Here is a 22077-nt window from a genome sequence, read left to right on the forward strand (position 1 = left end):
ATTTAATCTGAACTCTATTTAACTATCTTTGACTTTACCAAACAGGGAACGCTTCCGCTCGTTTCGTCCTGCAACGGTACTAAGATGCTGCATATGCACCATCAAGTACCGGCGGACTCAAATGTCCCTGCTTTGGCAAATCAAAGAAGTTAATCAAAGTTCAGATTAAATAATTTTAAATATACAAATCTTATCAGGAGGAACGCCATGATTAATAATCTGAATTATTATAATGTGTTTTATATGGTTGCTAAGACCGGCAGCATCAGCCGTGCCGCAAACCAGCTCTATATCAGCCAGCCTGCTGTCAGCAAGGCGATCAGTAATCTGGAAGAAAATATGGGAATCGCACTTTTCGTCCGCAATTCCAGAGGAGTTGCTCTGACCGAAGAAGGGACGATCCTGTACGATTATATCGAACGTGCTCTGGATAACATTATAAAGGGCGAAGAAAGTCTGAAAAAATATAACGAACTTGGAATCGGTCATATCCGTATCGGTGTCAGCACCTCTCTCTGCAAGCATATCCTGTTGGACTACCTGAAACCCTTTATCAAGGATAATCCGAATATCAAGGTCAGCATCGACTGCCACTCTACCAAAAATACGATCCGGCTCTTAAAAAATGAGGAAATCGACATCGGTCTGATTTGTGAAACAGAACTGCCTAAAAATATCACTTATTCCCATGTCCGCTCCATCCATGATATTTTCGTGGCAAATAGTGATTATATCGACAATTTCCCATACCGGGAGACGGAAGCCGATCCGGAAACGGACGAAGAAACAGCCGATACACAGACGAAGGCTGCCGGCTATCCGGTATTTTCCGGTTCTATCATAGGAAACCTGATTCCGCTTATGAATGTACAGCAATCTGTTTCGGATTCCGAATCTCTAACTGAAGAACATATCCGAGATATCTTCCGTCACTCTACGCTTATGATGTTAGAAGAAGCAAATGTAACCAGAACCCATGTTGATAACTACCTGAATGAACATTCATTCCACTGTAACCAGCTTCTTGAAATCAATAACATGGATCTCCTGCTTGACTTCGCAGCAATCGGTATGGGAATCGCCAGTGTTGTCCGGGAATTCTCTGAAAGCTACCTGAAAGATGGTCGCATCGTAGAAATTCCCCTTCCAACACCTATCCCAAAAAGAAGTGTCGGCTTCGCCTATTTGCAAAACCGACACCAGTCAAAAGCATTATGCACTTTTTTAGATTATTGTAAAATATCTTAATCTATTCTCTTACTTGAAGTAATCTACACCACTTTCAAAGATCTTCTGGTTCTGGTCACCATAGATATTGACTGCAACCGCACGACCGGTACGCTCTGAATGTCCCATCTTACCAAGTACACGACCATCCGGGCTTGTGATACCTTCGATCGCATAGTAAGAACCATTGACATTGTAGTACTCATCCATTGTCGGGTTACCATTCATATCAACATACTGTGTTGCAACCTGACCATTTGCAAACAGCTTCTCACACCATTCCTTGCTTGCAACAAATCTTCCCTCGCCATGTGAGATTGGAATTGTATATACACCGCCAAGCTCAGCTTCCTTTAACCATGGGGACTTGTTTGTTACCACCTTGGTATAAACCATCTTGGACTGATGACGACCGATGCTGTTGATCGTCAATGTAGGTGAATCATCTGTCTGTGGACGGATCTCACCGTAAGGAACCAGTCCGAGCTTGATCAGTGCCTGGAATCCGTTACAGATACCAAGTGCAAGACCATCTCTCTGCTGTAACAGCTTCATAACCTCATCTGCGATCTTCGCATTACGGAATGCTGTTGCGATGAACTTACCGGAACCATCCGGTTCATCACCTGCGGAGAATCCACCCGGGAACATGATGATCTGTGACTGGCTGATTGCCTTTGTAAATGCATCTACTGAATCACGGATGCCCTGTGCAGTCATGTTACGGAATACGATCGTCTCAACCTCTGCACCTGCACGTTCAAATGCCTTTGCAGAATCATATTCACAGTTTGTACCCGGGAATACAGGAATGAATACCTTTGGCTTTGCAACCTTATTCTTTGCTGTATATACGGTCTTTGCATCAAAGAGACCTGTCTCGATCTTCTTCTGTTCTACACCTGACTCTGTCGGAAATACCTTCTCCAGTGTCTTTGTCCATGCAGCAAGTGCTTCATCCATTGTAACTGTTACATCACCATAGGTGAATGCTGCACTGTTATTTACAGTACCGATTTTCTTAACCGGAATACCAAGTGTATTTACATTCTCCGGCTTCACTTCAAGGATAATTGAACCATAATCCTTGGAAACCAGTTCTCTCTTTGTAATACAGGTATCAATATCTACACCCAGTTTATTACCAAATGCCATCTTGCTGACAGCTTCGATCATACCACCAAATCCTACAGCGTAAGCAGATTCTACCTTGTCTGCAAGGATTGCCTGATGTAACAGATCGTACATGGCAAGTACATTCCGGTATACAGGGATATCATTTTCATCTTTTTCTATATCAAGCTTAACAAGCACATTGCCTGCTTTCTTAAGCTCCGGTGTAACCACGTCCATGTAGCTTGCAACATCAACTGCGAATGAAACAAGTGTCGGAGGAACATCGATATCATTGAAGGTTCCTGACATACTGTCTTTACCACCGATAGACGGAAGTCCAAGTCCGACCTGAACATCATATGCACCAAGCAGAGCTGCAAGTGGCTGACCCCATCTGTATGGATCTGTTCCGAGTCTCTTGAAATACTCCTGGAAAGTCAGACGGATCTTTGATACATCACCACCGGCTGCTGCGATCTTTGCTGCAGATGTAACAACTGCATATACGGAACCATGATATGGGCTCCAGCTTGACAGATATGGATCAAATCCATAACTCATCATTGTGATCGTATCGGTCTTACCCTTCATAACAGGAAGCTTTGCGATCATTGTCTGTGTCGGTGTAAGCTGATACTTTCCACCATATGGCATCGTTACTGTGCCTGCTCCGATCGAACTGTCGAACATCTCAACAAGCCCCTTCTGCGAGCAAACATTCAGATCTGACAATGTGTCGATCCATGCTTTCTTTACATCTTCCGGTTCTTTTACAGAATCGAAATAATTATCTGCCTTTGCAGGAATCTCTACCTTAACATCTGTCTCCTGATGTGCACCGTTTGTATCGAGGAATGCACGGGAGATATTTACGATCTCTTTTCCTCTCCATGTCAGAACCAGTCTTGGTTCTTCTGTTACTTCTGCTACAACAACAGCTTCCAGATTCTCTTCATCTGCATACTTAAGCATCGTATCTACATCCTTTGGATCTACTACGATAGCCATACGCTCCTGAGATTCTGAAATAGCAAGCTCTGTTCCATCCAGACCTGCATATTTCTTTGGAACCTTGTCCAGATCTACAACCAGACCAGGTGCAAGTTCTCCGATCGCTACGGATACACCGCCGGCACCAAAGTCATTACATTTCTTTATGATAGAAGCAACTTCTTCTCTTCTGAACAGTCGCTGGATTTTTCTCTCTGTTGGCGGATTACCCTTCTGTACTTCTGCACCACAGGTCTCAAGAGACTGGCTGTTATGTGCCTTGGATGATCCGGTTGCTCCACCACAACCGTCACGACCGGTACGTCCGCCGAGAAGGATGATCTTATCTCCCGGATCAGAATTCAGACGTTTTACCGCACGTCTTGGAGCTGCACCCATAACTGCTCCGATCTCCATTCTCTTTGCTACATAATCCGGATGATATATTTCATTTACAAGTCCTGTTGCAAGACCGATCTGGTTACCATATGAGCTGTAACCTGCTGCTGCGGTCGTAACGATCTTTCTCTGTGGAAGCTTTCCAGGAAGAGTATCCTTTAAAGACTTTGTAGGATCTGCTGCTCCGGTTACTCGCATAGCCTGATATACATATCCTCTACCTGACAACGGATCACGGATCGCACCACCAAGACAGGTAGCAGCACCACCAAACGGTTCGATCTCAGTTGGGTGGTTATGTGTCTCATTCTTGAAGAACACGAGCCATTCCTCTGTCTCACCGTCTACTTCTACAGGAACGATGATACTGCAGGCATTGATCTCATCGGATACTTCCATATCGTCTAATTTGCCTGCTGCCTTTAACTGCTTCATACCCATAAGGGCGATATCCATCAGACAGATGAACTTATCATCTCTGTCCTTGTACATTTCTTTCATCTCTGTCCGGTAAGCATCAAATGTCTTCTCAAGCATATCCTTATAATCACCATCATCAAATTCAACATTTGTAAGCTCTGTTGAGAATGTGGTATGACGGCAATGATCAGACCAGTATGTATCCAGCACACGGATCTCTGTCATAGATGGATCACGCTTCTCTTCACCCTTGAAATACTTCTGGATATGAAGGAAATCCTTAAATGTCATCGCAAGTCCGAGGGAATCATATAACTCCTTTAACTTGTCCTCTGCCATATCCTTAAAGCCATCAAAGACAATAACATCGGCCGGTTCATCATACTCGGTAACAAGTGTCTCAGGAATCTCCATACCACAGGCTCTGGAATCTACCGGGTTGATACAGTATTCCATAACTGCTTTTAACTGCTCATCCGTTACATTACCGGATAAAATATATGTTGTGGCTGTCTTTATGATAGGATCTTCATCTTCATTTAAAAGCTTAACACACTGTTCTGCTGAATCTGCTCTCTGATCGAACTGTCCCGGAAGGAACTCAACAGAAAATACCTTATCTGTATCTGCCATTGGAAGATTATCTCCCTCGTAGATCATATCGATCGGTGGCTCTGAAAATACTGTAACCAGTGCTTTTTTGTATGTTTCTTCAGACAGATTCTCAATATCGTAACGAACCAGTACTCTTACATACTCGGCATCGATATTCAGATAGTTCTTGATCTCGTCATGAAGTTCCTTTGCCTTAACTGCATAGTCAGGCTTCTTTTCAACATAAACTCTCTTAACTGTGCTCATAAAAACCTCCATTTTTATCATATGTTTTTTCCCATATTCCGGGAATTCATATTATTACAAGCGTTTTACAACGCCTATGATACCACTTTTGAAATTCATTGAATAGCTTTTTTCAGCTTTTCTTTTCAAATTGTTGCTGTTTACCGAATAAACCTCAAAACAGTCATCTTTAATTGTGCAGTCTGCGGATAAGCTTGAATACCACTGAATTCTGATAGATCATCGGTGCATTCTGCGCATAGAAAATAATTCCATCTGTCGGTGCGTAAATATCGGCTGCGATCTCTCCGGTCATCGGATTTATAACATTTGCAATAATATTTCCCCGAACCACTTCATCTCCCGGACTTACAAACCGCTTTAAAAAACCACCGGATTTATCCGACTTGACAGACAGCAGTTCCTCCTCATCAAGAACAGTCGATATATAACCTGCATGACAGTTGTACCGGATGATTCCCATTCTGGTCAGGAATCGGAGTACTGCTGAAACCGCATGTGACGCACTCTCACTGTCAATCTTCTCCGTCACACCGGAATATACAGAAAACGCCTCTGTTCCTCCGATCTGCCAGTTATAATTTAAAGTTGCCTTATCATATGCCCTCGGTTCTGCTGTCAGAACATAAGGAAGACCGAACAGATTGGCCAGACTGGTACTCTGCTTTCCCGTCTCCATCATTCTGACATGCGGGATAAATTCTCCATCCATATAAAAGCTTGCAAACTGTATTCCATACGCATAATCTTTTACTTGATCCATAACCGCTGCCGCTATTCTGCTGGTCGCCTGTCCCTCCGGATTTCCCGGAAAAGCACGGTTCACATCAGAATTATCAGAGATCCAGTATTTTTTACCGACATTAAAGGAACTGTAATTTAAAGATGGGATCAACAGTATCTGTTTTCCCGATACGATTGCTCCTCTTGTCTCAAGTTCGCTTAATTTTTTCGACAGCAGGGAACAGATATATAACTGCTGGAATTCATTTCCGCGCATAGCTCCCATGATACATGCTGCCTTTTCTCCTGTTCCGAAGCTGAAGCCTTTAATGGAATATTCTCCACGATAGGCGGTGTTCATCGTATATATGATCTCTTTACGCATTATTTGTCACACCTCCAAATATTCTGGCAACCAGCGAGCCTTCCTCGATCACCGGATAAGCGCGAAGTGAGAATACCACGCCTCTTCTTGGTGACAGGATCGTCTCTTCGACAGAACCGGTCAGTACATTTACGATCTGTCCGATCACATCTCCCTTTTCGACTACACCTGAGTGCTTTACCTTTGGTATAAAGATACCACTGCTCTCCGCATTCACAAAAGAAACATCCGTATCTCGGGCAATCTTCGGCATATGTGTATTATATGCGCAGCCGTCCCAGATCCCCATATATTCCATCAATGAAAATAATCCTTCAACGATCTGATCCGCATAGTCATAATCGATCATAAGTGCAACACCTGATTCTACGACCATACTCTTTACTCCGATCTCATTTAACGAGTATGCAAGGCTTCCTTCCATAACGGTAGAGGATGGATGCACCCATACAACATCCGTATTCATTCTGGCAGCATACGGAAGAATATCATCGGCAATATCCGAATTCACCCGTACCTGGGGCAATTCTTTCAAATATACGCTGCTGGAATGCAGATCGACACAGATATCCGATCCTTTAATATCCTGCAGCACAAGTGCCGCCGTATATTCTCCGACCGTTCCTTCCGTCGAACCCGGAAATAATGTATTCATATCAATATCAAACACCGGTACATCTCTTACCTGTGCTTCCAATCCCATAGGATTGATAAACGGATACACATCCACAATTCCTTTTAATTTGTCAAAATCCTTTTTGATCCGGCGGATCACCTCATAACAGATATACTGTCCTGCTACTTCATCTCCATGAACACCGGAAACAATACTTAATCTTTTTTCTTTTCCTGTGGCAAAATCAGGTGCAAGATGATTCTTTTTTACCCGCATTACCTCATCGATCAGCATATCTGCTGATGCTACTGTTTCTATCATACCTTCATCCTTGTCCTTCTATTTTAAATACTCCTTCTGCAAATCGGAGCATTCTTTTCCTACGCAGTAAAAGACAGGGCACCCAAGTGCCCTGTCTGCATATTGCTATTATGTTCAGCACCTTATCTATTATACACATTTCTCACTTCATACGTCAATAAACAAGAGGCTGATTTTGGGTTAATTAAGCTCTTTTCCGATACTCGATCCGGAGCTTATCCGCGATCAAAGCGATAAATTCCGAATTAGTAGGTTTGCCCTTTCCCGCATTTACCGTATATCCGAAAATATCGTTGATCACATCAATCTGTCCACGATTCCATGCAACCTCGATGGCATGTCTGATCGCACGTTCTACGCTGGATGATGTGGTCTTATACTTCTTTGCAATACTCGGATACAACAGTTTCGTAATGTAATTCAACATATTCACATCATTTACTGCCATTATGATTCCTTCCCGGATATACTGATACCCTTTGATGTTGGCGGGAATCCCGATATCTCTTATGATATCTGTTACATCACTCTCGATGTTATTCGCCACATTATCGGTCATACTTTTATTCGGGATGCAGATCAGATCATTGGACATCTCAGCAAGTATCTCCTGTTTTCTTTCATGCATCTGTTTTAACCTGGCAACAAGCTGATCTGAATTATAAGGCTTCAGAACATAGAATGAAGCACCCAGATCAAATGCACAACGGATCAGTCTCTGTGAGCCCACGGAAGTAATTACCACAAACAACGTTTCAGGACAATCCCCCGAATCCCGAATCGTTTCCATTACTCCGAGTCCATCCATTACCGGCAGGCAGATGTCTAGCAGCACCACATCCGGCTGATACTTCCTGATCGACTCAATTGCACTTTCTCCATCTGTTACTTTGTCGACAATTTTAATGTCAACTCTTGATGTATTTGCGAGCAGCTGTTTTGCAACCAACTCACAATCTCCATCTGCGATGATTATACTTATATCCTGATTGTTCATCTTCAATCCCCCTTAATTCTATTTTTTTTGAAAAATCGACTGTTTTCTAAGTATATTTGTCAAAATCCAATTTGTAAAGAACTTCTCAGGTTTACCTCATGTACCCCTGAGAAGTGAAATTTGCGCCATTTTTCGACATTTGTCGACATATAGTAACGCAACCGGATATTTTAGGAAATACTTTTTAAGGTATACTCCGGTTTTCGAATCAACTGACGATTATCCAGACGAATCTTATCTGCAATCAGTGCAATAAATTCCGAATTTGTAGGCTTCCCTTTACCTGCATTGATCGTATATCCGAACAGGTCGTTGATCGTATCCATGCTGCCTCTGCCCCATGCAACTTCGATCGCATGGCGGATAGCTCTCTCTACCCGCGATGAGGTTGTCCCATACTCCTCTGCAATCGATGGGTATAACTGTTTTGTAATGGAATTCAATATATCCATATCTTGAACAGCCATCAATATAGCACTCCGAAGATACTGATATCCTTTTATATGAGCAGGAACACCGATCTCATGAATAATATCTGTTACGACTGCTTCTAAAACCGTGCTGTCATTCTCCGGCTCTACCATATTCTGATAATTGTCATTCCGTTTTGCTTTCATAACATCGTCAATTACTTCCCTGACTTTTCTGTCATCATATGGCAGATCGAGAAGCCTTAATATCAGACGATCAGCGATCTTATAGTAAATAAAATCCAGATATTGTTTATGTGTCTTTGAGCCGCATAAAATAAATTTTACATTTTTCAGATTTTTATTATGTATTACTGATTCTGCTATCTCCAGTACATCTTTTCCCGGTAAGACTTCATCTAAAATGACAATATCCGGATTCTTTTCGGCAATTCCCCTGACAGCATCTTGTCCGTTGTCACATATCCCCACCAATTCATACGTTGCAACTGACTGTATAATATCCCTTAACTGTTCGATTTCTCTTTTGTCGCGCTTTACCATCATTATTTTTACATAATTCATAATGTCCCTCCTGATCTTCTGCCTTGGACAACATTATAGTACCTTGGTTCTGCCTTTGGAATATCCTACTCTCCGCAAGTTGCGACAGCTTTTCGCCTCTACGGAGTAATTCTGTATGATCTCGACATAATCTAAGATGAAACGCGGGGAATTATGTCTAAATCCGAACAAAAATAAACCAACCCTACAGCCTGTATATATTTACTACGCAAAACGCTTGCGCTCGATTCTCACGCAACGGTACTAAGTTCGACGTAAATACGTCTCACTAAGGACCGGCGATTGAATAGGTTTGCTTCGTAAAATATACAGGCTGCAGGGTTGGTTTATTTTTGTTCGGATCAATAAAGTTCTTTGTATATCTTATAAACCCTGTCACGATCAAGCTCTACGAAATTATTCGCCATCAGACGCCCCTGATTCGTCATTACAGAATCTGTGAATTCGACAAGATCCTCTTCTGTTACTCCATACTCATGTAAAGCCTTCTTCGGAATCAGGATATTTAACAAATTCTCCAGAGACTCATAGACATTTTCAACATCACAGCCAAGAATATCTGCTATAAAAGAATTAAGCTTCGCGATCTCCCCATCCTGTTTGATCTCCATATAGTTCTTCATAACTCCTGTAAACATGGCATAATTAGATTCTCCGTGTGCCACATGATAGGTTGCTCCAAGCGGATAGCTTAAGGCATGTACTGCTGCGCATCCCGCATTTCCAAATGCAATACCGGCGTAGTTAGAAGCTACAAGGAAACGATCTAATAACGGAATTCTTGCATCCGGACCCTTATCACGAATCTCCATATAACCATGAAGGATCATATCAATAGCCTTATAACCGAACATTCTGGTATATTCATTGCCCTTTGGTGATAAGCTTGATTCAACCGCATGTACCAAGGCATCGATCGAGCTGGTTGCAAAGAAACGGAACGGCAGTCCTGTCAACAGCTCCGGTATCAAAACAGCCGAATCTCCATACATTTCATCAACCGCAAGACCTTTTTTAGTTCCACGACTGTTTAATGCCAGAATGGCTATATTCGTCACTTCAGACCCGGTTCCACAGGTAGTTGGAACCAGCACCAGCTCTTTGTCCTTTTCTATCGGAAGTTTACCATCATAAAGGTCTAAGATCGGTGACACATACTTTAATGCAAACAGCTTGGAGATATCAATAACTGTTCCTCCGCCGATCGCGATAATACGCTTATGCTCCCCCTTAATATCCTTATAGATTGCTTCTGCCATATCGTCAGACGGTTCACCGGCTCCGTATTTTTCCTGATAAATAACATCACATTCCAGATTTAACTTCCCGAAGAATGGCTCATAGATATATTCGTTTGTGATAACAAGATCACCTTTTTCGATATGAAATTCTTCTGCAAATTTCTTACATGTATCATACTTGTAAATCGTTGGTTTAATCATTAGCTGTTTCATGCGTATCCTCCATTCGTCTTCTTATTATTTTTGTATCACAATTTAGTGCTCACATTGTACCACTTTAGAATGAAATTACAATTACCCAAAAAGAGCATCTTTTTCAGATTTATGTCAACCTGAAAAAGATGCTCTGTCATATTTTTATTGCTGTTAACCCGGATAAACGCATTAATTCTCGTCATCATCAAATGCCTGAATATATCCTAATGTCTCATTATTTCGATCCATGGAATACGAAGGATCAATAACTGCCTGAATGAAATCCGCACCGCCTGATTCGATCGGAACCACATGCAGTCCCAGCCGTTCTTCTACCTGATCCACCGTCATATCATCTAAAAATACCTTTTCTCCCATACGAAGCATATTCGACGGAATAAGCAAGGCTTCTCCAAGATCAACACCTGCGTCCTGTATCTCCTTTAACTGTGTTGTCAGATCGATACCGGTGATCAGTCCTGAAACAGTGATCGTTTCTCCAAAAAAATCATTTCTGATACAATACACCCGGATCGTAAGTCCCGGGAACGCCTCCATCAGACGATTTGCAAAATTATCGATCGTACTGTAGGTCAATTTACCGGTTGCCATACAGACCGTTCGATGAAAAGTCTCCCTCCTGACCTGATAATCAGGTGCATCCAGCATCTCCCGATATGCTTCATCAAATTCTTCTAAGAATAAGCGCATCATTCCGACACCGTTTTCCAGCTGGATATACCCATCATATCGTTCCGCCTCCGGGAAATCCCTCCCGGCCGTTATATACCATTCGTCACTTGCATGGATAAAATGAAGCGAATATTGCTCATAAAATTTTTTCTGATAACTCTCGATCAGATCAATGACCTGTCCCGCTTCTTCTTTCGTAAATAATTCTAACGGATACAGCCCCTGTCTGTATTTCGTAAGTCCTGCCGGAACAACAGATACACTGCGCATGAAAGGCAGATATTTCCCCAGATCCCTGATACTCCGTTCAAGCTCCGTTCCATCATTTACATGCTTACAGAGAACGATCTGGCCATTCATCTCTACATGTCCTTCAAACAGACGATCCAGATATTTTAACCGGTCGCCTGCAAAACGATTATGCAGCATCTTACACCGCAGATCAGGATTGGTCGTCTGAATAGATATGTTGATCGGTGCAAGCTGCATCTTTATAATACGGTCAACATCCTCATCTGTCATATTTGTCAGTGTGATATAATTTCCCTGTAAAAAGGACAGACGGGAATCATCGTCTTTAAAATAAAGTGTCTCCCTCATTCCCGGAGGCATCTGATCAATAAAACAAAACATGCATTTATTGGTGCAGGATCGATAATCGCTCATAAGACCATTTTCAAATTCCACACCCAGATCATCATCATAATCCTTTTCAATCTCAAGCAGCCATTCTTCTCCATAGGATTTACGAATCAGAACCTCTATATATTCATCTTTTATCATGTATCGATAATCGAATACATCTTTTATCTCTTTATCATTTATTGCAAGCAGATAATCTCCCGTTTCAATCTCCATTTCTTCCGCTATGGAGCCGGGATAGACTACAGTAATTAAATGCTCATTTTTTTTCAACGTAGTTCCTCACTCATATTCTGCTTATTCTACGCTCTCAACAGCCGCTTCCGTAGGTGCTTCCGTCGGTGCCTCCGTTGGCTTCTCTGTAGGTGCTTCCGTCGGTGCCTCTGTAGGTGCTTCCGTCGGTGCCTCCGTTGGTTTCTCAGTAGGCTTCTCTGTAGGGGCTTCCGTCGGTGCCTCTGTAGGTGCCTCCGTTGGCTTCTCTGTAGGTGCTTCCGTCGGTGCCTCTGTAGGTTTCTCAGTTGTTACTTCTTCTGTTGTTGATGCTGTCGTAGGAGCCTCAGTCGGATTCTCTGTTCTCTGGCTCTCTGTTGAGGTGGTCGAAGGCTCATATGTTCTATTCTCTGTCGTTGCCTCAGCTGTCGTGCTTGTCCGGTCATCATTTACATTTGTAGTAGGAAGCGGGGCTTCCGTTACTACATTCTCTTCCGTATCTTCTTCTGCCTCTGCTTCCGTGACCGAAGCTGCTTTCTGCGCCTTTTCATACTTTTTCTTATTATTATGGAAGAACACTCCGAAAAAAGTATATTCACAAACGATCAATACACCAAGTACAACGACCGCAATATGAATAGCACGAATTCTTTTCGCTTTTTTATCATTCAAATCAGAATCGTCTTCTTCGGCTTCTTCGTTTTCTTCGTATTCTTCTGTTTCGTCTTCCTCTGAAGCTTCCGGATCATCTTCGGAATCATATATCTCATCCTCCGAATCATCCAATACTTCAGAAATATCCAAATCATCCTGAAATGGATCCAGTAATTCCTGATCTTTATCCATAAAATCCTCCGAAATCATTACAATTTTTCATAAGTTTTTTAATTTTTTTATACATTTCTTTTACAAACATGTATAGTATAATACACCTCTCAAATTCTGTAAAACCATTTTGTTAAAAATTATAAATCTTTTACAATTTTCACATTTTAGATACAATTTTCATGATATAACCGGTCAGGTACGAAGTCTGTCAAATGTATTATAGATATTCAATATTCCATATCCCCATTCACGATTTGGATATTCTCTCGCATAGACATACCCGCTTCCCTCATGTACGATATTCTCGATCGGAGCCTGATCCGTTCCCGGTCGTATCGTTCCACGTATAAAATAATTCCTGATCTGGTTTCCATTAATAAAACGTGTAATATCACGATCTCTTACCCATTGCAGGATCAATGCTGCACAACCGGCACAATGGGCTGCTGCAACCGAAGTCCCGGATCTTCGTACAAATGTGCGTGCTTTTCCCGGTCCATAGACATCCACTCCCGGTGCGACAAAATCAGGCTTGATATCATCTGCTGCCGTATATCCCCTGCTGCCATTCAAATAAAGACTGTTTGAATAATGATCATAGGCACATACGCACATAGGAATAACTGCCGTCGCAGGATTCGTAAGTGTAGTTTCCGGTGATGGACTTACAAATCTGGTATTCTCCGATAAAAATCGTGTGATCGGCAACCATGCATGAAAAGATTTATCGGTATCTCCCACACCATAGACACGTATTCTCCACAGACCGTTCGGCGGATCAAAGAAGCGCATCATGATCAGATCTTCTCCCGACTGATCCTCGACCAGAAAATAATCAACATAGATGATACCTCCACCAAAGATCGGACGTATTGTCTCACTTTTATCAAATCGGGGTGGAATCTGGCTCACATATTCCCCACCCGGAATCTCAAAAGCAACTGAATATATATTAGGAACCGCTCCCCATATCTCAAGGGTAAAGCTGTCATTCCCGGTTACATTGATCTCCATCTCCGTATATAACCGATCTCTCGGTATCATACCATGAAAATGATGCCCTGCGATGCCCTCATTTCCTCCCGCAACAGACACTGCAATTCCGGTCATAATACCAACATTTGCAATCAGGGATTCCAATGCCGATGCTCCTGTATGACTTCCACTGTTCGAACCGACTCCAACCAGTATCGACAGATATTTCTGTTCTATGCTTGCCTGCCTGCATAAAAAAGAGATGCCCATCATAATATCATTTTCCTGATAGGCATCTACATCTTCCGGTACACCATAGAGCCCTCTGAGATTCTGTTTTGCCTGTTTTAATTTGACAATTACAAAATCTGCCTCCGGTGCGACTCCTGTAAAATCATCGGTCTTTCCTCCGGCCGCTATTCCGGCAAGAAAAGTTCCATGTCCGTTCTCATCCTGCAGAACAGAAGTACCATTTCGGATCGCTTCATTTATCTCATCTCCGGTATACACGGTTCCATATCCGGGAAACTCTCCGGTCTGTTCTCCTCCCGGCACGGACTGATCCCATGCAGCAAGAATCCTCGTCTGACCTACCGCATTCTGAAACAACGGGTTCTGTATATCAATTCCGGTATCTATGATTCCGATAATGATATTCTTACCTGTCAATCCCAAAATATTCTCCTGCTGTACATTCACTGCTCCAACAGCCTCTACGCTGCTGGTATCCATCAATCCGTATAACTTGGGAAACAATGTATATTCCAGTCTGGAAAAACTCTCCATATAATCATCCGGTTTCGGACGGTATAACACGGCAAACCGCTCATCTATAAAATTAACACATCCTGTATCTTTATAAATATCCAGAACCGTTTCGGTTTCTCCATTGTATTCAATCAGATAGTCCACATAATCTTCCCGGTAAGCAACATCATCGCATATCATATTTTAGATCCTTTTTCCCTTTATAATAAACATATTCCGAAAAAGGCAAAAATATATTTCCTAGATCACATTTCCCTGTAATTTCTTATCGATCTGCTTCTTTAATATGTCATACTGACATGGTCCGGTCTCTAAAATGATCGTATTGAACTCTTTTACATCAAATGCATCACCGAGCTTCTCCTCAGCATAATCCCGCAGTTCCTTCAACTCATAATATCCGGTTGAATAGCTCTGGTATACCGCAGGATCCCCCACTAATGTATAGTAAAGCTCATCTGCACTACCGGCATCCATGCCCTGTTCCGTCAGGTACTGCTTCGTCTCATCCAATGACCATCCCTCGTAATTAACTCCGAGGTCAATTCTTCCCATGATCAGATAACTCATCTCATCATTCAATTTATACAGATCTGCAATGGCATCTCCATATGACTCTTCTTCATACTGATAATAGTACAGGGAATCATAACATGCATACATCGCCCAGCCCTCTTTATAACCAAGAAAACTCATAAGGGTTCTTACCGGTTCCGGATCTGTAGACATATAATATGCATTCTGAAGCATATGTCCCGGATACCCTTCATGTGCCAGAGTTGTCCACATACCATCTGTATGCATGCCATTGTAACGGATCAGATTGTTATCCGGATCATCAATAGCAGGTGCCATATAATAAGCTAATACATCGTCCATGATTGTTTCCAGACTCTTATCAAGCGGCTCTGCCTGATAATGTATGGTTCCGATATCCGGATAGTTCTCCGATGCGTCCTCCATCATCCGATCGATCATATCAGAAGCAGACATCTCATTTGTAGCTGCAAAGATATCATCATAATTGGATGCAAAATATTCATAAGCATCTTTATTCATGAAATACACCTGATAAATATCTGTCATCAGGTTCTTAAGCTCATTATCTAACATATCGATCACTTCATCCGCACTCTTTGAAGTCCCTGCATATGTCTTCAGCAGATATTCATAATACTCTTTACCCCCTTCATAGTTACAGATCCCCATCCGGTTCTTTCCTGTTCCCTTCAGGTCTGTAAATACAGTTATGATATTCTCAAAAGCAGGAATAAGAGAATTCTGAACAGCCTCTTTGTTCTGCTCTTTGAATTCCGTCTTTTCCTCATCAGACAGAAAATCAAGTCGATCCATATTATCGTTAAATACGGTCACCATAAAATGATCATCTTTATTCTCTATAAAAGTCTGACATTGATCGATCACCTTCTGACAGACTTCATCACTCATAAAATATCCTTTCTCAGATTTTTCTTTTTCAAAGTCCAGATATTCCTGAAAATACTCCGGGATCTGCCCCAGTAATTCTATATATCGTTCAACATCACCCTTATCATCAAACCGATAGTCGGTAAACATCGAAGCAATATTCGCCTGAAGTCCTCTCATCGGAGAAAACGGTTCATACAGATATACATTATCATATACACCTGCTGCAACGTCAAAATACTCATCAAGCACATCGTATGTCAGCTTCTGGTCTTCTGTCAGACATGCTCTGTCAATTTTCTCCAGTTCATCTACCCACTTATCAAATTCCGCCTTATCTTCCTTGATTCCTTCTTCGGTCATGCCCGGGTCACCGAGTGTCACCTCCGGCTCCTCGATTCCATAATCTGCACCATTTTTTATAGAATAGTTATAGGTCATTGTATCTTCTGTAACAGCATCTTTAAAATAATCATCCAGATACTGTTCAAATTCCTTCTGCACCTTCTCTGCATTCTCTGAGAAAACTTCCTGTTCCTCCTCAGTTGTTACAGTCTCGGTTGTTCTATCTGTTCCCTGACCGTCCGAGAGATGCTTACGCTCTCCGCTGTCTTCTCCACAAGCAGAAAGTGCCAACGTCATTGATACACATAAAGCAGCTGCCAGAATCTGCCTGCGGCATCTGAGCATTTTTTTCTTAAACATACCTTTCTCCTTTTCAAACCTTTCCCTTTATCTTACCCAAAGATACGCCATTCTATTTATTTTCTGTTGCACAGGCTTCGATCTGCAACGGTTCTACACCACGCAGCTCAATGATCGGGCTGCCTTTACCATTTACATAATCACCTGTTATGATCACACGCCCGATGCTGTCATCTCTCGGGATCTGATACATGATATCTAACATAAATTCTTCAATGATCGCCCGGAGTGCTCTTGCTCCTGTATTCTTCTTCATTGCCTTTTCCGCAATTGCTTCATATGCAGAATCATCAAACTGAAGATCAACTTCATCGAGAGCCAACAGCTTCTTATACTGCTTTAAGATCGCATTTTTCGGTTCTTTTAAGATTTTAATATACATGTCCTTATCCAATGCATCCAAGGTGAACAGAACCGGAAGTCGTCCGAGGAACTCAGGTATCATACCAAATTCACGGAGATCTTCATTTGTCACCTGTTTTAAGATATTAGGATCCTTATCATACTTGTCCTTTAAGTCTGCACGAAAACCGATTGAGGACTGCTTATTCAATCTTGCTTTAATAATATCTTCGATCGCCGGGAACGCACCTCCACAGATAAATAAAATATTCTTTGTATTCATCGTCGTCATCGGAACCATTGCGTTCTTACTTCCCGAACCTACCGGGACCTCAATCTCTGCTCCTTCTAAGATCTTCAGCAAGCCCTGCTGAACGGATTCTCCGCTTACATCACGGCTGTTACTGTTCTGCTTCTTTGCAATCTTATCAATCTCATCGATGAACACAATTCCCTTTTCAGCCTTTTCTACATCATTATCTGCTGCCGCAAGGAGCTTGGACAGTACACTTTCTACATCATCACCGATATAACCTGCCTCTGTAAGCGTCGTTGCATCCGTGATCGCAAGTGGTACATTTAACAGCTTCGCGATCGTTTTTACGATATAGGTCTTTCCACAACCGGTAGGTCCCACCATCAGCATATTGGACTTTTCAATCTCGATGTCGTCCATAGAATCTGTAAGCACCCGTTTGTAATGGTTATATACCGCAACAGACATTACCTTCTTGGCATATTCCTGACCGATTACATATTCATCTAACATTGCCTTGATCTTATGCGGTGCAGGTATGGTCGCAAGTGACAATTCTACCTCTTTTTTCTTTGGCTTTTCTGTTTTTTTCTTAACCTTCTGCTTTTGCGGAATATCCGTTTGTCCCATAAATCTGGAAAGATCGATATTCCCAAAATTCGGCATATTCGAAAGATCCAGGAACTGCATTCCCCCGAATCCGTTATTATTCATTGTATCCATGGTTTTCTGCATACAATCTGCACAGATATGTATATTACCCGGCATATCGATCATCTTACCGGCCACGCTCTCCGGTCTCCTGCACAGATAACAGTATTTCTCGTATTCATCCTCATGCTTGTCTTCTGTTTTATGATCATCAGACATGGTCTGACCGGTCAGTTCTTTATTCTCATCATCATTTCTATAATCAGACATTTTTATCCTCCACACTTTCGTTTTCTGCCTAAAAAAGCTATCTATATTACATCATATAACTTTGCTACATGATACCACAGATTCCACCTATATGAAAACAGTATTATTTCCGGTAAAGCAGTTAAATTTTTCTAAATAAATTTCATGTCATCCGCATCTGTTAATTTAATTAAGTGTAATTGCTCTTATATCTCTTTGTGCCTCTGCTTCTTCTTCAGATAATATACAAAATCTTTCATTATGCCCTACCTGTAGAAATGAAAAAAAGAATATGGTATCATATTCTCAGTTACAAGTATAGAATGGAGGGTTATATATATGAAGAAATTATCAATTATTGTCCGTTCTGAAAAACTGGATGATGTAAAAGCCATTCTGGACGAATGCGGGTCAACCGGTGCTACAGTATCAAATATTATGGGATATGGAAATCAGAAGGGTTATAAAACAACATACCGCGGAAGTGAATATGTGGTCAATCTGATCCCGAAGATCAAGATTGAAACCATCGTCAAGGATGATGTTGCGGACAACATTATCTTTAAGGTATGCGAAAAGATCTCAACCGGAAAAGTAGGCGATGGCAAGATCTTCGTCTATGACGTTGCCGACGTCATCCGTATCCGTACCGGGGAACACGGTGACACCGCCTTATAAAATCTATCCGGCATACAAACAAATCCGCTGTACTATGCCACACTGTTATGAAGCAAACCTTGTCCGAGGCCGGTACTTAAGTTGCGTCTTTTGCAACTTTATGTACCGCTGCACGAGGACTAGAACGGAAGTGTTTTGCGGAATAACAGATGTGGTATAGCACAGCGGATTTGTTTGTAGTCAATTATTATAACCCGCGGGCTTTGCGAACACAGGCTTTCATTGCTTCGATCACGGAGGAACGGAAGCCTTTTTCTTCTAATACGCGGACAGCTTCCATTGTCGTTCCACCCGGGGAGCAGACCTGATCCTTTAATTCACCAGGATGCTTTCCTGTCTCAAGTACCATCTTTGCGCTTCCAAGAACAGACTGTGCCGCGAACTTATATGCCTGCGCTCTTGGCATTCCATCTGCTACTGCCCCGTCTGCCATTGCTTCTATAAGAATATAGATATATGCAGGAGAGCTTCCGCTGACGGATACACAGACATCCATAAGGTTCTCCGGTATCGTCTCTACTTCACCAAAGCTTCCAAGGATCTGAAGAACTGTTGCATAATCTTCATCGGTAACATATTCATTCCGACATGCACCTGTCATGCCCTCGCCTACCAACGCCGGTGTATTCGGCATCGTCCGTACCAGCTTCACATTCTTACCAAAACAATCCTGTAACCATGCAAGAGTCTTGCCGGGTGCGATACTGATAATAATCTGGTTATCGCTTACTGTATCTTTGATCTGTTCGATCACTTCCTGATAATACTGTGGTTTTACCGCCAAAACAACGATATCACTGTTCTTAACGACTTCCGAATTATCCATCGATACCTTAATGCCCAGTTCTCGCTGAACTCGTTCCAATGTTGTCTTTGTCTTTGCCGAAGCCATGATATTTTCTTCTTCAATAATCTGCTTCTTAATAATTCCTTTTATGATAGCTGTCGCCATATTGCCACATCCGACAAAACCGATCTTCATATGCACATTCTTCCTTTCCTTTTATACAGAAAAAGCAGCATCCTTATGTTAAGAACGCTGCCCTTCAAACTATTTATAGATTAAAGACTGTAAGAACCTGATTCTCCATCAGCTGTATAGTATACCATACCTGTTTCTGGCTGGTAATATACGTTCAATTCCTTAACTGCCTTATTGCCAAGTGCTTCTTTTGCTTTTGCTACAATGTCAGAAACATTGATCTGACCATTGTTATATTCAATGAAAACTGTCTCAGTTGTCTTAACTGCTGCCGGTTTCTTTGCTGCAGGCTTTTTAGCTGCAGGCTTCTTTTCTTCGGCTTTAACTTCTGTTTTTGCCGGTTCAGCTTTAGTTGCTACTGTCTTAGCTGCCGGTGCTTTCTTTGTTGCCGGCTTCTTTTCTTCTTTCACTTCTGCCTTAACCGGCTCAGCCTTTACTGCTGTCTTTGCTTCCTTAGCAGCTTCTGCCTTCTTTGCTGCCTCAGCCTTTGCCATAACTCCTGCTACGGTTGCCTTTGCTGTTACAACTTTCTTTGCATCTTCAGTCTTCTTTGTAGCCATAATTAAAACCCTCCGTTTTAAATCTTATTCTATCATTTTACGTACGCCTAATTTTATTTATGTATATCTTACTCAAGCTAGATTTGATATTACTCCATTTTCCGTGTTTTTTCAATATAGGTGCCTGTTTTTCTACGTTTTGTCTCACATCATGTGTTTTTTTCAAAAATACAAAGTCATATTAAACAATAAAAGCTACCGAATTTTATGAACTTTGGTAGCTTTTATGGTCGTTTTATACAATTTGTATAATTAATTAGTGAGAATTTTGACTATTTCGTTTAATTTCATACTATTGGAGCCTTTTAATAATACAATATCCTCCGGCTTCATGATTGCCATGAGATACAACGCAACCTCTTCATTATCCATAAAGGAGAAGGTCTTTGCATATTTTGTATCACATTCATCTAAAGCTTTCTTGATATCAAGTGCTTTTTCTCCAACCACGATCACTTCATCAATCTTCTTATCTCTAAGATATTCCCCGATCTGTCTGTGATAAGATACACTGTCATCTCCGAGTTCATTCATGTCGGCAAGGACTGCATATTTTTTCCCTTTACAATCCAGATCACAGAGTACATCAATGCTTGCCTTCATCGAATCCGGGCTTGCATTATAAGTATCATCAAGGATCGTATATCGATTCTCCATACGAATGATCCGCTGTCTCTGTCCTTCAAAATGTTCGAAAGCCTTTGCGGCTGTTGCCATCGGAATCCCGAGCTGATATGCAACTGCGATTCCCGCCAGTGCATTCCTTACATTATGTTTTCCCAGTACATCCATAACAACATGAACTGTCTCGCCATTATGCGTACAGTCGAACTCCATACCCTGCTCTCCGCATTGTACATCGGATCCCTGAAAATCACAGACCTCATCGATACCGAAAGTAAGTGTCTGACATGACATATCATCTTTTATCTCCCGCAGTAACGGATCATCACCGTTTAACAGCAATAAGCCATTCTCCTTCATATGATTCACAATAGAAAGCTTCTCGTCTCTGATGTTCTCCTGCGTCTTCATAAATTCTATATGTGCAACACCGATCATTGTCACTACACAGATTGATGGTCTTACGATATCAGATAATATCTCCATCTGTCCCGGTTCACTGATACCCATCTCGATCACCGCTGCATCATATCCGTCTGTCATTCTGGAAAGCGTCATTGGTACACCGATCTGAGAATTCTCATTTCCATTTGTCTGAAAACAATGTCTGCCTGTGCCGACAGCCGCTGCGATCATCTCTCTGGTCGTTGTCTTTCCCACACTTCCGGTCACTCCGATATATGGAATATCATATCGACCGCGGATATCTTTTCCAATCGCCTGAAGCGCTTTCATCGTGTCATCAACACGGATAAATGGTTTCTCCGAAATAACGACATTATCATGCTCTGACGTCAGAGTTGCCGAAGCTCTCTCCATCGCCGGCTCAATAAAACGATGTCCGTCAACTTTATTACCCAACAGAGGAATAAATAAATCTCCCGCCTGTGCTTTTCTTGAATCAATACACAGACCTGTAATCGGTGTATCTTCATCGCCACAGAGCAGGAACCCTCCTGTTGCATTCACAATATCTTTTACTGTAATATTTTTCATTTCC

At 41.9% G+C, this 22077-nt stretch carries 16 protein-coding genes; 2 read left to right on the forward strand and 14 right to left on the reverse strand.

Going from position 1 to position 22077, the window contains the following annotated elements:
* Window positions 1–207: 207 nt before the first annotated feature.
* Window positions 208–1248 carry a LysR family transcriptional regulator gene (locus CLOL250_RS12470; protein WP_008402916.1) on the forward strand — a complete coding sequence of 347 codons (1041 nt, stop codon included), beginning with the start codon at window positions 208–210 and terminating at the stop codon, window positions 1246–1248.
* 9 nt (window positions 1249–1257) lie between these two features.
* On the opposite strand, the gene CLOL250_RS12475 is transcribed toward CLOL250_RS12470, so the two are convergent.
* The 11 genes from CLOL250_RS12475 to clpX all read right to left on the reverse strand — a co-directional run bounded on the left by CLOL250_RS12475 (window position 1258) and on the right by clpX (window position 18254).
* Complete coding sequence (locus tag CLOL250_RS12475; RefSeq protein WP_044946199.1) at window positions 1258–5013, reverse strand: phosphoribosylformylglycinamidine synthase; 3756 nt, start codon at window positions 5011–5013, stop codon at window positions 1258–1260.
* Window positions 5014–5182: 169 nt separating this feature from the next.
* A complete protein-coding gene (locus CLOL250_RS12480) occupies window positions 5183–6121 on the reverse strand; it encodes a M14 family metallopeptidase (protein WP_008402918.1) in 939 nt (312 codons plus the stop codon).
* Window positions 6114–7058 (reverse strand): M14 family metallopeptidase, encoded by a 945-nt coding sequence (locus tag CLOL250_RS12485; protein WP_008402919.1) that lies wholly within the window; start codon window positions 7056–7058, stop codon window positions 6114–6116. Before CLOL250_RS12485 ends, CLOL250_RS12480 begins: the two co-directional genes overlap by 8 nt.
* A gap of 184 nt (window positions 7059–7242) precedes the next feature.
* Window positions 7243–8055 (reverse strand): sporulation transcription factor Spo0A, encoded by an 813-nt coding sequence (gene spo0A, locus CLOL250_RS12490; RefSeq protein WP_008402921.1) that lies wholly within the window; start codon window positions 8053–8055, stop codon window positions 7243–7245.
* A 170-nt stretch (window positions 8056–8225) separates the two neighbouring features.
* Window positions 8226–9050: a sporulation transcription factor Spo0A gene (gene spo0A / locus CLOL250_RS12495; RefSeq protein ID WP_008402922.1), complete on the reverse strand. Its 825-nt coding sequence runs from the start codon at window positions 9048–9050 to the stop codon at window positions 8226–8228.
* 341 nt (window positions 9051–9391) lie between these two features.
* Window positions 9392–10504, reverse strand: coding sequence for a 4-hydroxybutyrate dehydrogenase (locus CLOL250_RS12500; RefSeq protein ID WP_008402923.1), 1113 nt, complete (start codon window positions 10502–10504; stop codon window positions 9392–9394).
* A gap of 171 nt (window positions 10505–10675) precedes the next feature.
* Window positions 10676–12094, reverse strand: a complete 1419-nt coding sequence (locus CLOL250_RS12505; RefSeq protein ID WP_008402926.1) for a DUF512 domain-containing protein — start codon at window positions 12092–12094, stop codon at window positions 10676–10678.
* 24 nt (window positions 12095–12118) lie between these two features.
* Entirely contained in the window at window positions 12119–12877 is a 759-nt protein-coding gene (locus tag CLOL250_RS13985; RefSeq protein WP_044946202.1) for a hypothetical protein, read from the reverse strand.
* A gap of 174 nt (window positions 12878–13051) precedes the next feature.
* Window positions 13052–14782, reverse strand: a complete 1731-nt coding sequence (locus CLOL250_RS12515; RefSeq protein WP_008402928.1) for a S8 family peptidase — start codon at window positions 14780–14782, stop codon at window positions 13052–13054.
* A 60-nt stretch (window positions 14783–14842) separates the two neighbouring features.
* Entirely contained in the window at window positions 14843–16735 is a 1893-nt protein-coding gene (locus CLOL250_RS12520; RefSeq protein ID WP_008402929.1) for a DUF885 domain-containing protein, read from the reverse strand.
* Between the two features lie 52 nt (window positions 16736–16787).
* On the reverse strand, window positions 16788–18254 hold the full coding sequence (clpX, locus tag CLOL250_RS12525; RefSeq protein ID WP_008402930.1) for an ATP-dependent Clp protease ATP-binding subunit ClpX: 1467 nt from the start codon (window positions 18252–18254) through the stop codon (window positions 16788–16790).
* A gap of 318 nt (window positions 18255–18572) precedes the next feature.
* Here clpX and CLOL250_RS12530 point away from each other — a divergent pair, with 318 nt between their 5' ends.
* Window positions 18573–18911: a P-II family nitrogen regulator gene (locus tag CLOL250_RS12530; RefSeq protein ID WP_008402931.1), complete on the forward strand. Its 339-nt coding sequence runs from the start codon at window positions 18573–18575 to the stop codon at window positions 18909–18911.
* A gap of 187 nt (window positions 18912–19098) precedes the next feature.
* Here the strand turns inward: CLOL250_RS12530 and proC are convergent, their stop codons facing one another.
* The 3 genes from proC to CLOL250_RS12545 form a co-directional block, all read right to left on the reverse strand.
* Window positions 19099–19893: a pyrroline-5-carboxylate reductase gene (gene proC, locus CLOL250_RS12535; protein WP_008402932.1), complete on the reverse strand. Its 795-nt coding sequence runs from the start codon at window positions 19891–19893 to the stop codon at window positions 19099–19101.
* A gap of 80 nt (window positions 19894–19973) precedes the next feature.
* Window positions 19974–20453 carry a DUF6465 family protein gene (locus CLOL250_RS12540; RefSeq protein ID WP_008402933.1) on the reverse strand — a complete coding sequence of 160 codons (480 nt, stop codon included), beginning with the start codon at window positions 20451–20453 and terminating at the stop codon, window positions 19974–19976.
* A 252-nt stretch (window positions 20454–20705) separates the two neighbouring features.
* On the reverse strand, window positions 20706–22073 hold the full coding sequence (locus CLOL250_RS12545) for a UDP-N-acetylmuramoyl-tripeptide--D-alanyl-D-alanine ligase (protein ID WP_044946221.1): 1368 nt from the start codon (window positions 22071–22073) through the stop codon (window positions 20706–20708).
* Between the last annotated feature and the right edge of the window lie 4 nt (window positions 22074–22077).

The sequence above is a fragment of the Clostridium sp. L2-50 genome (assembly GCF_000154245.1).
In the GTDB taxonomy this organism is placed as follows: domain Bacteria; phylum Bacillota; class Clostridia; order Lachnospirales; family Lachnospiraceae; genus Coprococcus.